The sequence below is a fragment of the Bradyrhizobium campsiandrae genome (assembly GCF_014529705.1).
Lineage (GTDB): Bacteria > Pseudomonadota > Alphaproteobacteria > Rhizobiales > Xanthobacteraceae > Bradyrhizobium > Bradyrhizobium campsiandrae.
Window position 1 is genome coordinate 180377 of record NZ_JAANIH010000004.1, and the last position, 13469, is coordinate 193845.

The 13469-nt window shown below is 64.6% G+C and carries 12 protein-coding genes; 8 read left to right on the top strand and 4 right to left on the bottom strand.

Going from position 1 to position 13469, the window contains the following annotated elements; genetic code table 11:
* Nucleotides 1-79: 79 nt before the first annotated feature.
* Nucleotides 80-976, bottom strand: a complete 897-nt coding sequence (locus G8O24_RS04795; protein ID WP_188096962.1) for an alpha/beta hydrolase family protein — start codon at nucleotides 974-976, stop codon at nucleotides 80-82.
* 180 nt (nucleotides 977-1156) lie between these two features.
* Here G8O24_RS04795 and G8O24_RS04800 point away from each other — a divergent pair, with 180 nt between their 5' ends.
* Genes G8O24_RS04800 through G8O24_RS04810 form a run of 3 tightly spaced genes read left to right on the top strand, consistent with a single transcriptional unit; the run spans nucleotide 1157 to nucleotide 4677 of the window.
* A complete protein-coding gene (locus G8O24_RS04800; protein WP_188096964.1) occupies nucleotides 1157-2545 on the top strand; it encodes a class II 3-deoxy-7-phosphoheptulonate synthase in 1389 nt (462 codons plus the stop codon).
* A gap of 4 nt (nucleotides 2546-2549) precedes the next feature.
* Nucleotides 2550-2903 (top strand): diacylglycerol kinase, encoded by a 354-nt coding sequence (locus tag G8O24_RS04805; RefSeq protein WP_188096966.1) that lies wholly within the window; start codon nucleotides 2550-2552, stop codon nucleotides 2901-2903.
* Between the two features lie 16 nt (nucleotides 2904-2919).
* Nucleotides 2920-4677 carry an NAD+ synthase gene (locus G8O24_RS04810; RefSeq protein WP_188096968.1) on the top strand — a complete coding sequence of 586 codons (1758 nt, stop codon included), beginning with the start codon at nucleotides 2920-2922 and terminating at the stop codon, nucleotides 4675-4677.
* 111 nt (nucleotides 4678-4788) lie between these two features.
* On the opposite strand, the gene G8O24_RS04815 is transcribed toward G8O24_RS04810, so the two are convergent.
* A complete protein-coding gene (locus G8O24_RS04815) occupies nucleotides 4789-5970 on the bottom strand; it encodes a DUF2865 domain-containing protein (RefSeq protein WP_188096970.1) in 1182 nt (393 codons plus the stop codon).
* A 128-nt stretch (nucleotides 5971-6098) separates the two neighbouring features.
* Nucleotides 6099-6404 (bottom strand): hypothetical protein, encoded by a 306-nt coding sequence (locus tag G8O24_RS04820; RefSeq protein ID WP_188096972.1) that lies wholly within the window; start codon nucleotides 6402-6404, stop codon nucleotides 6099-6101.
* 285 nt (nucleotides 6405-6689) lie between these two features.
* Here G8O24_RS04820 and cysS point away from each other — a divergent pair, with 285 nt between their 5' ends.
* The 4 genes from cysS to G8O24_RS04840 all read left to right on the top strand — a co-directional run bounded on the left by cysS (nucleotide 6690) and on the right by G8O24_RS04840 (nucleotide 10676).
* A complete protein-coding gene (gene cysS / locus G8O24_RS04825) occupies nucleotides 6690-8072 on the top strand; it encodes a cysteine--tRNA ligase (RefSeq protein ID WP_188096974.1) in 1383 nt (460 codons plus the stop codon).
* A 115-nt stretch (nucleotides 8073-8187) separates the two neighbouring features.
* Nucleotides 8188-8679: a GNAT family N-acetyltransferase gene (locus G8O24_RS04830; RefSeq protein WP_188096976.1), complete on the top strand. Its 492-nt coding sequence runs from the start codon at nucleotides 8188-8190 to the stop codon at nucleotides 8677-8679.
* Entirely contained in the window at nucleotides 8676-10274 is a 1599-nt protein-coding gene (gene cimA, locus G8O24_RS04835; protein ID WP_188096978.1) for a citramalate synthase, read from the top strand. Before G8O24_RS04830 ends, cimA begins: the two co-directional genes overlap by 4 nt.
* 24 nt (nucleotides 10275-10298) lie before the next feature.
* Complete coding sequence (locus tag G8O24_RS04840; RefSeq protein ID WP_188096980.1) at nucleotides 10299-10676, top strand: VOC family protein; 378 nt, start codon at nucleotides 10299-10301, stop codon at nucleotides 10674-10676.
* Nucleotides 10677-10682: 6 nt separating this feature from the next.
* Here G8O24_RS04840 and G8O24_RS04845 read toward each other — a convergent pair whose 3' ends face one another.
* Nucleotides 10683-11288 carry an LOG family protein gene (locus G8O24_RS04845; RefSeq protein ID WP_188096982.1) on the bottom strand — a complete coding sequence of 202 codons (606 nt, stop codon included), beginning with the start codon at nucleotides 11286-11288 and terminating at the stop codon, nucleotides 10683-10685.
* A gap of 200 nt (nucleotides 11289-11488) precedes the next feature.
* On the opposite strand from G8O24_RS04845, the gene G8O24_RS04850 reads away from it, so the two are divergent.
* The gene (locus G8O24_RS04850; RefSeq protein ID WP_188096984.1) at nucleotides 11489-13444 is read left to right on the top strand and encodes an ABCB family ABC transporter ATP-binding protein/permease; all 1956 of its coding nucleotides are present in this window, start codon (nucleotides 11489-11491) and stop codon (nucleotides 13442-13444) included.
* Nucleotides 13445-13469: the final 25 nt, after the last annotated feature.

Consider the following 13469-nt stretch of genomic DNA (forward strand, 5'->3'; position numbering starts at 1 on the left):
CAAACGAGGATGGCGGAAATCGGTTTCAATTTGGCCGACAACGAAGACGTGATGAGCGCGCAATGCGTCCGCCTGACCATCACTCTCCCTGGATCCATTCCGCAACCCCGCGCCACAGCGTGTCGCGGTGCTCGGGGCGGAAGAAGCCGAAATGGCCGATCGCCTTGGCGCCGACGTCGGACGGTTTCACCGTGAGCACCTCCGGCTTGATCGCGGTGAAGCCACGCGTCAGCAGTTCGACCGCGGGCCGCGTCGCCCAGGGATCGTCGGAGAAGCAGAGCGCGCGCAGCTCGCCCCTGAATTTGGCAAAATTCTCCAGCGCCGGCAGTTTCGAATCGAACAGGTAATGCGGGCTCGAGACCCACTGCGCCCATTGCAGGAAGACGTCCTTGGGCAGGTCCTCGCCGATGCCCGCCCAGCCCGGTGCGTAGCCGAGCGCGTGGGTGAGCGGGACGCCAATGAGGTTCATGAAGGCGAAGACGCGATATTTCTCCGGCGATGTCATCAATCGCCAGGTTGCGGCCTGCGAGGCGACGAACGCGGCGCGCGAAATCTCGCTGTTGTTTTCGATCAGCCCGAGCGCCTGACCGCCGTAGGAGTGGCCGACATAGGCAAGGGGCAGGGTGCCGTAGCGCTCGCGCATCCAGCGCACTGCCGCGGTGACGTCCTGCGCGGCCCAGTCCGACATCGAAGCCTTGAAGCCGACCAGCGATTTCGGTTGGTTGTAGCCGACCATGGCCGGCAGGCGGGAGTCGCCGATGCCGCGATAGTCATAGCTGAGCACCGCGCAGCCGCGATGGGCGAGGTAGGATGCAAAGCCGCGATAGATCTTGCGGGGGACGGCGGTCGCCGAGTTGATCAGGACGGCGTGGCGCTTGGCGCCGCGCGGCAGGAACAGGGTGCCTGATAGCGCATACCCGTCCATCGCCGGGAAGCTGATCTCGTCGATGAAAACGTCGTCCAGTGGCGCATCCATGGGTGGAAGCTGTCTTGCCGTTTCCTCTGCCATCCCTAGCAAATGCGAATTCGGCTTTGCCTGCAAGGGTTTGCATTGCGAAATGGATTTACAACTGGCGGTGTCGCGCCAGCCTGTGTATAAGGCGGCCCTCGCAACCCACAGATCAGGTTGCACTTTTTGCTTCACGGAGAGATTGCGATGTCCGAGCGGTGGACGCCCGAGTCCTGGCGCAGCAAGCCGGTGCTACAGGTGCCCGAATATCCCGACGCCAAGGCCTTGGCCGACGTCGAGGCGCAGCTTGCGACCTTTCCGCCGCTGGTGTTCGCCGGCGAAGCGCGCAATCTGAAGAAGGCGCTGGCCCGTGTCGCCGCTGGCGAGGCCTTCCTGCTCCAGGGCGGCGATTGTGCCGAGAGCTTTGCCGAGCACGGCGCCAACAACATCCGCGATTTCTTCCGCGTGCTGCTGCAGATGGCGGTGGTGCTGACCTATGCCGGTGCGGTGCCGGTCGTGAAGGTCGGCCGCATCGCCGGCCAGTTTGCCAAGCCGCGCTCGTCGCCGACCGAGAAGGTTGGTGGCGTCGAGTTGCCGAGCTATCGCGGCGACATCGTCAACGACATCGCCTTCACCAAGGAAGCGCGCATTCCCGATCCGCAGCGCCAGCTGATGGCCTATCGCCAGTCGGCCGCGACGCTGAACCTGCTGCGGGCCTTCGCCACCGGCGGTTACGCCAATCTCGGCAGCGTGCATGAATGGATGCTCGGCTTCCTCAAGGATAGCCCTCAATCACGCCGCTACAAGGAATTGGCCGACCGCATCTCGGATGCGCTGAACTTCATGCGCGCCTGCGGCCTCGATCTCGAGAGCCATCCGGAACTGCGCGCCACCGATTTCTACACCAGCCATGAGGCGCTGCTGCTCGGCTACGAGCAGGCCATGACGCGGGTCGATTCCACCACCGGCGACTGGTACGCGACCTCGGGCCACATGATCTGGATCGGCGACCGCACCCGCCAGCTCGATCACGGCCATGTCGAATATTTCCGCGGCATCAAGAACCCGATCGGCCTGAAGTGCGGCCCGTCGCTCAAGCCCGACGAGTTGCTGAAGCTGATCGACGTGCTCAACCCCGACAACGAGCCGGGCCGGTTGACCCTGATCAACCGCTTCGGCTCCGACAAGATCGCCGATCATCTGCCGGGCCTGATCCGCGCGGTGAAGCGCGAGGGCAGGGTGGTGGTCTGGTCGTGCGATCCCATGCACGGCAACACCATCACCTCCACGACGGGCTACAAGACGCGGCCGTTCGACCGCGTGCTCTCCGAGGTGAAGTCGTTCTTCACGATCCATGCGGCGGAAGGCACCCATGCCGGCGGCGTGCACCTCGAGATGACCGGCCAGGACGTCACCGAATGTATCGGCGGCGCCCGCGCCATCACCGACGAGGATCTCAACGACCGCTATCACACGGTCTGCGATCCCCGGCTCAATGCCGAGCAATCCATCGACATGGCTTTCCTGATCGCCGAACTGTTGAAGCAGGAACGCGCCGGCAAGGTCAGGCCGATGCCGGCCGCAGCGGGGCTCTAGGACCTTGCTGCGCATCTGGAAGGCCACGATCAATTCCCGCAACGGAATGGCCTTTGCGTTCCGTTCGGAGCAGGCTATCCGCGAGGAGGTCTTTGCACTGATCCTGTCGCTGCCGGTGGCATGGTTCGTTGCCGCGACCGCGATGCGGGCAGTCGAGCTGGTGTGTGCGGTCGCCTTCGTGCTGGTCGTCGAGCTGCTCAACACTGCGATCGAGAAGCTTGCCGACCGCCTGACGATGGATCACGACAAGCAGATCGGCCGGGTCAAGGACATGGGCTCGGCCGCCGTTGGGGTCGCGCTGCTGATGGCTGGCGCGTTCTGGATCATCGCCATCATCGAGCGATTGGGATTCCTCTAACGCGAGGACGGCGGCCATGACCGAACGTCTCAATGCCTTCGCGGTCACGATCGCCCAGCTCAATCCGACCATGGGCGATATCGAGGGCAATGCCGCGAAGGTTCGCGTGGCGCGCGCGCGCGCCATCGCCGACGGCGCCGATCTCGTGCTGTTTCCCGAATTGTTCATCGCCGGCTATCCGCCGGAGGATCTGGTGCAGAAACCGGCCTTCCATGCGGCCTGTCGCGCTGCAATCGAAACGCTCGCGCGCGAGACTGCCGACGGTGGACCGGCGTTGCTGGTCGGCACGCCCTGGGTCGAGGACGGCAAGCTCTACAATGCCTGCGCGCTGCTGGACGGCGGGCGCATCGCGGCCCTGCGTTTCAAGTGCAATCTGCCGAACTACGGCGTGTTCGACGAGAAGCGGCTGTTTTCGCGCGGACCGGCAGCGGGCCCCGTCACCGTGCGCGGGGTACGGATCGGCGTGCCGATCTGCGAGGATATCTGGCTGGAAGAGTCCGAAGACTACGAGAACGTGGTCGAGACGCTGGCGGAAACCGGCGCCGAGATCCTTCTGGTGCCGAACGGCTCGCCCTATGGCCGCGACAAGAACGACGTGCGCCTGTCGGTTGCGGTGGCGCGCGTCACCGAAAGCGGCCTGCCGCTGGTCTATCTCAACCAGGTCTGCGGCCAGGACGAACTCGTGTTCGACGGCGCCTCGTTCGCGCTCAACGGCGATCTCTCGCTTGCGGCGCAACTGCCGGCGTTCGCGGAGAGCATCACCACGCTGCGCTTCGTCCGGACCGGGGGCGATTGGCGCTGCGCCGGTCCGATCGCCGAGCAGCCCGAAGGCGACAAGGCCGACTATGCCGCCTGTGTGCTCGGCTTGCGCGACTACGTCGGCAAGAACGGCTTTCCTGGCGTGCTGCTCGGCATTTCCGGCGGCATCGACTCCGCGCTGTGCGCGGCGATTGCGGTCGACGCGCTCGGCGCCGACCAGGTGCATGGCTTGATGCTGCCTTATCGCTACACGGCTGCGCACTCGATTGCCGATGCCGGCGAGCTCGCCGGCCATCTCGGCATCCGCTACGAGGTGTTGCCGATCGCGGAAGCCGTGACCGGCTTCGAGACCATCCTATCCGGCCTGTTCAAGAACCTGCCGCCTGACATCACCGAGGAAAACCTGCAGGCCCGCACCCGCGGCACGCTGTTGATGGCGGTTTCCAACAAGACCGGGCTGATGGTGGTGACGACAGGCAACAAATCGGAGATGTCGGTCGGCTATGCCACGCTCTATGGCGACATGAACGGCGGCTTCAATCCGATCAAGGACATCTACAAGACGCAAGTGTTTCGGCTGGCGGCTCTGCGCAATGCATGGAAGCCCGAGGGGGCGCTCGGACCAACCGGCGAAGTGATCCCGCCCGACATCATCACGCGTCCGCCGACGGCGGAGCTGCGCGAGAACCAGACCGATCAGGATTCACTGCCGCCCTACGACGTGCTCGATGCGATCCTGGAGCGGCTGGTCGAACGCGAGGAGCCGCTCGACCAGATCATCGCGGCAGGTTTCGACCGCGAGACGGTGACCCGGATCGACCATCTGCTCAACGTCGCCGAATACAAGCGCCGCCAGGCCGCGCCCGGCGTGAAGGTGACGCGGAAAAATTTCGGCCGCGATCGCCGCTATCCCATCACCAACCGCTTCCGCGACCGGGGCGAGAAACTGCCGGCCCCCGACGAGACGCTGGTCTCGCGCGGCAGCAAGGCGTCGATCGACGCGTTTGAAGGATGAGGCGGAGTAGATAGAGTAGGGTGGGCAAAGCGAAGCGTGCCCACCACTTCTAACACGTGGGCACAGCGCTACGCGCTTTTGCCCACCCTACAGTCGCCGTCGTGTGGATGTCTACTTCTGCTGCTGCGGCAAGAACTGTGGGCCGACCGAGCGGATCGGCTTGTTCTCCGATGACGTTGTGGGAGCGGCATCTGCGGGCGGCGTCGCCGGTGCAGCGGCGGTCGTCGGAGCGGGAGCGCCCTTCTTGCCATTCGCCGGTGCGCCCTTGGTGAGCTGCCGCTGCTGCATCTTCTTGGCGCTCTCTTCCGTGACGATGATGTCGCCCTGTTGCTCGACGGCGGCCTTGTCGTCGGCCGATTTCAGCGCGTCGGCCCAGCTCTGGCCGGCCGCCTTGCAGGAGCAGGACGGGTTGAACTCGCTGCGGAATTTGAAGGCGGTTGGCAGTGACGTGTAGGGCTGGCCGCTGATGGAGACCGCGGAGTTCATGTCCTCGCCGGGATTGCGATGGGCGTAGAGCACGGCTTCGGCCGCCGGGCACAACGCCTTGCAGGTCTTCTCGTCATCCGGGAAGCGCGCCGGCACGGTCGCGAACGAGATCGGGAAATAGGCGCCGTCACAGGTGCGCACGCACACGGTGCGATAGGTGCCGGACTGCGGGCCGCCGAAATCGGCCGGCGGCGCGCCGGTCGGATTATTCGGGTTGTTGCCGCCACCGAACAGGTTGCTCAGGAAGTTGCCGCCTTGCGACTGCGCGGCATTGGCGTATTGCGGGCCGCAATTGTTCTGCGCGAGCGCAATCAAGACCGAGCGGCGCTGGCTGTCGCGCTCGGGGCTGCCGCCACCGGGACCGCCGCCGCGCAGGCGCTCGAGATTGCCGGTGATCTGGTCCAGATTGGCGCGCATCTGCTGGATCTGCGTGTTGACAGGACCGCATTGCGCCGACTGGCCGTTGAACAGCGAGAAGAAGCCGGAGGAATCGCAGCCCATGCGCTTGGCCTGCATGGTGACGCGGTCGAGCTCGGCCTGCTGCCGGCTCTGGGAATCCTGGTAGCGGCGGATCTGCTCGTCACGTGCGGGGTCGCTGCTTCCGCCACGATCGAGCGCGGCGAGCTGTCCCTCCAGCCGCACGCACATCGGGTTCGGTCCGAGGCCGCCCTGGGCCGGCGGAGGCGGCGGTCCGGGCGGCCCGGCCTGCGCGAAGGCATCGGTGACGAGCACGACGCCGAGAAGCACGGTGCAGGCAAGGAGGGAGCAGGGACGGGACAGAGACAAAAGTTCAGGCATATCCGCCATTCTAGCGAGGTCACGGCCGGGCGTGATTGGGGGCCGACGCGCGCCCTCCAATAGCCGCTTCCTGCGGCATCGTCACGTCGTTTCAGGGGCCGAAGATGGGTCCTAAGGTCCGCCAGTTCCGAGGAAATTCAGCGCTGGCAGGTGATTGCGACATATTCGTCGCAATGGCCTTGGGAGCAGTTTGCGCCGGATTTGGGGACAGAGCCGGTAATTTCGTCGGGATCGACCCGGCGGTAACTTGATGCCTGTGCAAAGTCGCGTGACTGGCAATAAAGGCGGGCGACCTGGGCGCCGCATTTGTCGCTCCTGGCCAGGCACTGATCGGCACCATGGCCGTCGGCCGGGTTGGCGATGATGAAGACACGGGTCTCGGCGAAGGCGCCGGATGCCGCGACGACGGAGACACAGAAAATCAGCGCGAACAGGGATCGCATGGGTGCACAAGGGGGCTGGAGATCGCGCGCATCTCAATAAACTCAAAAGGTTAAGGAGAATGGAACCCAGCCCCGGGGCCCTGCCGCTTTGCGGAGACAAGACGGCCATTTCGCGGCTCTCTTGACGGAAGGCGGCCTCATAGCCCATATGACCGGCATGAACGGTCTCCTCGCCATCTGCATCATTTGCCGCGAGATTACGAGCTAGCGATTCGCTGGCTGGAGCCGTCTTTTCTCAAAACACATTGAGAGCACTGGACGCCCGGCCGAGAGGGATGGGTTGTCATGGAATTGCGCCTTTACGATACGTTGAGCCGGGAGAAGCGCAGCTTCGTGCCGCTCGATGCGAACAACGTCCGCATGTATGTCTGCGGACCGACCGTCTATGACTTCGCCCATATCGGCAATGCGCGGCCGGTGATCGTGTTCGACGTGCTGTTTCGGCTCTTGCGCCATGTCTATGGCGAGGCGCACGTCAAATATGTCCGCAACATCACCGACGTCGACGACAAGATCAACGACCGCGCCGCGCGCGACTTTCCCGGCTTGCCGCTGAACGAGGCAATCCGCAAGGTCACCGAGCAGACTGGACAGCAGTTTCACGCCGACGTGGATGCGCTGAACTGCTTGCGGCCGACCGTCGAGCCGCGCGCGACCGAGCATATCGGCGAGATGCGCGAGATCATCGAGCGTCTCGTCAAAGGCGGCTTTGCCTATGTCGCCGAGGACCACGTGCTGTTCTCGCCGCAGGCGATGAACGCAGCCAATTCCGTGCTGCCGCACTATGGCGCGCTGTCCAATCGCTCGCTCGACGAGATGATCGCCGGCGCCCGCGTCGATGTTGCGCCCTACAAGCGGGACAACACCGATTTCGTGTTGTGGAAGCCCTCGAAGCCCGGAGAGCCGTCCTGGCCGTCGCCATCAGGCATCGCCGCGCAAGGCCGTCCCGGCTGGCACATCGAGTGCTCGGCGATGGCCTGGAAGCATCTCGGCGAGCAGTTCGACATCCATGGCGGCGGCATCGATCTCGTGTTTCCGCATCACGAGAACGAGGTGGCGCAGACCTGCTGCGCCTTTCACCAGCAGCGCATGGCGAACACCTGGATGCATAACGGCTTCCTGCAGGTCGAAGGCGAGAAGATGTCGAAGAGCCTCGGCAATTTCATCACCATCCACGAGCTGCTCAAGGACTGGCCAGGTGAGGCGTTGCGCCTCAATATGTTGAAGACGCATTACACCTCGCCGATCGACTGGACCCTGAAGTCGCTGGAGGAGAGCGCCAAGACGCTCGACGACTGGTATGGGGTGGCCGCCGACATCGAGGCCGGCAAGCCGGCTGCCTCGGTGATCGAACCGCTGCTGGACGACCTCAACACGCCACAGGCGATTGCGGCGCTGCACGGTCTGCGCGGCAGCGACGTGCCTGCCCTGGCGGGCTCGTTGCGGCTGCTCGGTTTCCTCTCCGAGAGCGCCGCGCAATGGGAAGCGCGCAAGCAGCAGGCGAGCGGCGTCGATGCCAGGGAAGTCGAACGCCTGATCGCCGAGCGGTCCGCCGCGCGGGCGCGCAAGGATTTCGCCGAGTCCGACCGCATCCGCGATCAACTCGCCGCAATCGGCGTTGCGATCAAGGACTCCAAGGCCGGAACGACATGGGAGGTTGTGCGATGAGCCGGCCCGACACCCCGTTTCCGCGGCACTGGCTCTATTACATCGCGCTGAAAATCCTGCTGCTCGGCGCCGCGGTGGCGATCGCGCTGAAACTCTATGGGATGTGGTGAAGACGATGGCACAAGCGCATCCCAAGCCCGGTCTGCGGCCGTTGCTCCCGGCCGACGTTCCGATGCTGGCCGCGATCTTCGCCGCCAGCATCCAGGAACTGACCGGCGACGATTACAGCGAGGCCCAGCAGGAGGCCTGGATGGAAGCGGCCGAGACCGAGGAGTTCGGCAAGCACCTCGCATCCGACCTGACGCTGATCGCGACGCTCGACGGCTCGCCCGTCGGCTTCGCCTCGCTGCGTGGCACCGACCATATCCGCATGCTCTATGTGCATCCGGCCGTGAGCCGGCAGGGCATCGCGACCATGCTGGTCGACGCGCTCGAGAAGCTGGCGGGCAGCCGTGGCGCAACGTCCCTCTCAGTCGATGCCAGCGATACCGCGCAAAACTTCTTCGCCAAGCGCGGCTACACGGCCCAGCAGCGCAACAGCGTCACCATGAACGACGAATGGCTTGCCAACACCACCATGAAGAAGACGCTCGGAGCCCCGCAATGAGTAAAGAGCGCCTCTATCTGTTCGATACCACGCTGCGCGACGGCGCGCAGACCAACGGCGTCGACTTCACGCTGGCCGACAAGCAGATCATCGCTAGCATGCTCGACGATCTCGGCATCGACTATGTCGAGGGCGGCTACCCCGGCGCCAACCCGCTCGACACCGAGTTCTTCGGCAGCAAGCCGAAGCTCAACCATGCGCGCTTCACCGCCTTCGGCATGACGCGCCGGGCAGGGCGATCGGTCTCCAACGATCCCGGCGTCGCCGGTCTGCTCGAAGCCAAGGCCGACGCGATCTGCTTCGTCGCGAAGTCCTCGGCCTATCAGGTGCGCGTCGCGCTGGAGACGACCAAGGAGGAAAATCTCGCCTCGATCCGCGACAGCGTCGCGGCCGCACAGGCCGCGGGCCGCGAGGTCATGCTCGACTGCGAGCATTTTTTCGACGGTTATAAGGAGGATGCGAGCTTTGCGCTCGGCTGCGCCAAGGCGGCCTATGAGGCCGGCGCCCGCTGGGTGGTGTTGTGCGACACCAATGGCGGCACCATGCCGAACGAGGTGGAAGCCATCGTCACCGAGGTGATCAAGCACATCCCGGGCGATCACGTCGGCATCCACGCCCATAACGATACCGAGCAGGCGGTGGCGAATTCGCTCGCCGCGGTGCGCGCTGGCGCGCGGCAGATTCAGGGAACGTTGAACGGTCTCGGTGAGCGCTGCGGCAACGCCAATCTCTGCTCTCTGATCCCGACCTTGAAATTGAAGAAGGAGTTTTCGGACGCCTTCGAGATCTCCGTCACCCCGGAGAAGCTGGCGACCCTCGTCAAGGTCTCGCGCACGCTCGACGACATGCTCAACCGTGTGCCGAACCGGCATGCGGCCTATGTGGGCGAAAGCGCCTTCGTGACCAAGACCGGCATTCACGCCTCCGCGGTGATGAAGGATCCGCAGACCTACGAGCACGTCCTGCCTGAATTGGTCGGCAATCACCGCAAGGTGCTGGTGTCGGATCAGGCCGGCCGCTCCAACGTCATCGCCGAGCTCGACCGCGCCGGCATTCCTTACGAGAAGAGCGATCCGAAGCTGACGCGTCTCGTCGAGGAATTGAAGGAACGCGAGGCGCAAGGCTACGCCTACGAATCCGCCAACGCCTCGTTCGATCTGCTGGCGCGCCGCACGCTCGGCAAGGTGCCGCATTATTTCGAGGTCGAGCAGTTCGACGTCAATGTCGAGCAGCGCTACAACGCGCTCGGCGAACGCGTCACCGTGGCGCTGGCGGTGGTCAAGGTCGACGTCGCCGGCGAGCATCTGATCTCGGCGGCCGAAGGTAACGGTCCCGTCAACGCGCTCGACGTTGCCTTGCGCAAGGATCTCGGCAAGTACCAGAAATACATCGAGGGCCTGACGCTGATCGACTACCGCGTCCGTATCCTCAATGGCGGCACCGGCGCGGTCACGCGCGTCTTGATCGAAAGCGAGGACGAGAACGGCGATCGCTGGACCACGGTGGGTGTGTCCCCGAACATCATCGATGCCTCGTTCCAGGCGCTGATGGATTCGGTGATCTACAAGCTCGTGAAGTCGGGCGCGCCGGCGTGAGGGACGAGGAGGAAGGGGCAGGCCATGATCGACCACATCTCCGTCGGCGTCAGCGATCTCGAACGCGCCGCGAAGTTCTATGAGGCGACGCTCGCCGCCCTCGGACTCACGCGCCTCGTCACGCGGCCGCGCACGGTCGGATTCGGCAAGGCCTATCCCGAATTCTGGATCAATCTGCGCGAGGCCATGCCGCCCGTCCCGCCTGAGAGCGGCGTGCACATCTGCCTGCGGGCGAAAACCACCGGCGAGGTCGACGCGTTTCATGCCGCTGCGGTTGCGAGCGGCGGCGCCTCCGATGGTGCGCCGGGAATTCGCCCGCACGACCGCGTGCGCTACTACGCCGCCTTCGTCGTCGATCCCGATGGCAACCGGATCGAGGCGGTGACGTTTCCAAGCGAGTAGGGCGCGTTACAGCTTGCGCGCCACGTCCGGCGCCATCTGCTTTTCCGCCTCGGCGATCTGGGCCGCTGCCGATTTCAGCTTCGGCAGGATGTCCTCGACGCGATCGGCCTTGAGGATGTCGACCGAAAGGCCGGCGCGGATGAACTCGGTCTGGCGCATATGCGACAACAGCGAGAACAGCGGCTCCCAGAAATCATCGATATTGGCGAGCAGCACCGGCTTGGCGTGGCGGCCGAGCTGCTTCCAGGTCAATTGCTCGACCAGCTCCTCCAGCGTGCCGACGCCGCCCGGCAGCGCCACGAAGGCGTCGGAGCGCTCGAACATCAGCCGCTTGCGCTCGTGCATGTCGGGCGTGACGATCATCTCCTGCACGCGGGTCAGCGCGTTCTCGCGCTTGCGCAGGAATTCGGGGATGATGCCGGTGACGCTGCCGCCGTGGTCCAACACGGAGGTCGCGACCGAGCCCATCAGGCCGAGCGAGCCGCCGCCATAGACGAGGCGAATGTTGTTCTCGGCGAGCGCCTTGCCGAACGCCTTGGCGCCTTCGGTGAAGCGGGGATTGGTTCCAGGGCCGGAGCCGCAATAGACACAGACGGTTTTAATGGTGCTCATTGCTGTCATGATGCATTGCAGCGAAGGGGCGTCAAGCCCCTCGGGTGATTCGGACTACCTGGAAATCTACCGGTAAATGGCGACAAACAATCGAGGATTCGCCATCTGGCGGGGTGCGTTGGCATCGGGAAGTCTCTATATGGAGGGCGCAAATCATTAATCGCACCGCGCCCGCATCCGGTGGGCTTTAGGCTTTCTTGATGGATCAACCTCAATCGCCCGACAGCCCCGACGTTCCTGCTTCGGCGGCTGGACCGCTTGAGCGGGCGACCCTGATGGGCACGCTGGCGCATCTGTGGCCCTATATCTGGCCAAGCGACCGCTTCGACCTGAAGATGCGGGTGGTCTGGTCGATCGTGCTGTTGCTCGCAGCCAAGCTGATCACGCTGACCGTACCGTTCAGCTTCAAATGGGCGACCGATGCGCTGACCGGCGCCAACACCGCGCCGGTCGCGGCCGGAAACTGGCATCTCTGGGTGGTCGCATCGCCGCTGCTCCTGACCGCCAGCTACGGCGTCATGCGCATCGTCATGGCGGTGCTGACGCAATGGCGCGACGGTATCTTTGCCCGCGTCGCCATGCACGCGGTGCGCAAGCTCGCGAACATCACTTTCATCCATATGCACGAGCTCTCGCTGCGTTTTCACCTCGAACGCAAGACCGGCGGCCTGACGCGCGTGCTCGAGCGCGGTCGGTCCGGTATCGAGGTGATCGTGCGCATGGTGATCCTGCAACTGATCCCGACCATCGTCGAGGTCTCGCTGCTGATGGCCGTGCTGCTCTGGCAGTTCGACTGGCGCTACGTCGTGGCGACGCTGATCACCGTCACGGTCTACATGTATTACACTTACATCGCGACCGAGTGGCGGATCGGCATCCGCCGCAAGATGAACGATTCCGACACCGAGGCGAACACCAAGGCGATCGACTCGTTGCTCAATTACGAGACCGTCAAATATTTCGGCGCCGAGGCCCGCGAGGCGCAGCGCTACGACAAGTCGGTGGCGCGCTACGAAGAGGCGAGCATCCAGACCTACACCTCGCTCGCCGTGCTCAACACCGGCCAGGCGATGATCTTCACGCTGGGCCTGACCGCGACCATGCTGATGTGCGCGATCGGCGTGCGCAAGGGCACCAATACGGTCGGCGATTTCGTGCTGGTCAATGCCATGATGATCCAGCTCTACCAGCCCCTGAATTTCATGGGCATGGTCTATCGCGAGATCAAGCAGGCGATCATCGACATCGAGAAGATGTTCAATGTGATCAGCCGCGAGGCCGAGATCAAGGACGCGCCTGGCGCGCCGCCGCTCGCGGTTTCCGCCGGCACGGTACGCTTCGAGGATGTGCGTTTTGCCTATGAACCGACGCGGCCGATCCTCAAGGGCATCAGCTTCGAAGTGCCGGCCGGCAAGACGGTCGCGATCGTCGGCCCCTCAGGTGCGGGCAAGTCGACGATCTCGCGGCTCTTGTTTCGCCTCTACGATATTTCGGGCGGCAGGATCCTGATCGACGGCCAGGACATTCGCGAGGTCACGCAGGCCTCCTTGCGCGCCTCCATCGGCATGGTGCCGCAGGACACGGTGCTGTTCAACGACACGATCCGCTACAACATCCGCTATGGCCGCTGGGACGCGACCGATGCCGAGGTCGAGGAAGCGGCGCGGCTGGCGCAGATCGATCCTTTCATCCGCATGGCGCCGATGGGCTATGAGACCCAGGTCGGCGAGCGCGGCCTGAAACTGTCCGGCGGCGAGAAGCAGCGCGTTGCGATCGCGCGCACGGTGTTGAAGGCGCCGCCGATCCTGGTGCTTGACGAAGCGACCTCGGCGCTCGACACCCACACCGAGCACGAGATCCAGGGCGCGCTCGATCGCGTGGCGAAGAACCGCACCTCGCTGGTGATCGCGCACCGACTCTCGACCATCGTCGGCGCCGACGAGATCATCGTGCTCGACCAGGGCCGCATCGCCGAGCGCGGCACCCATGCCAGCCTGCTCGCACAGGGCGGTCTCTATGCCAGCATGTGGAACAGGCAGCGTGAGGCCGAGGCCGCGCGCGAGAAGCTGGCCCGGATGGCCGATTCGAGCGATGCGCCCAATCGGGAGCCGCCGCCGGTCGAGGACGCCCTCACGGCGCAGGCGGCCGCGGAGTAAGCTTGTCTCCGGTCCCAACTCTGGC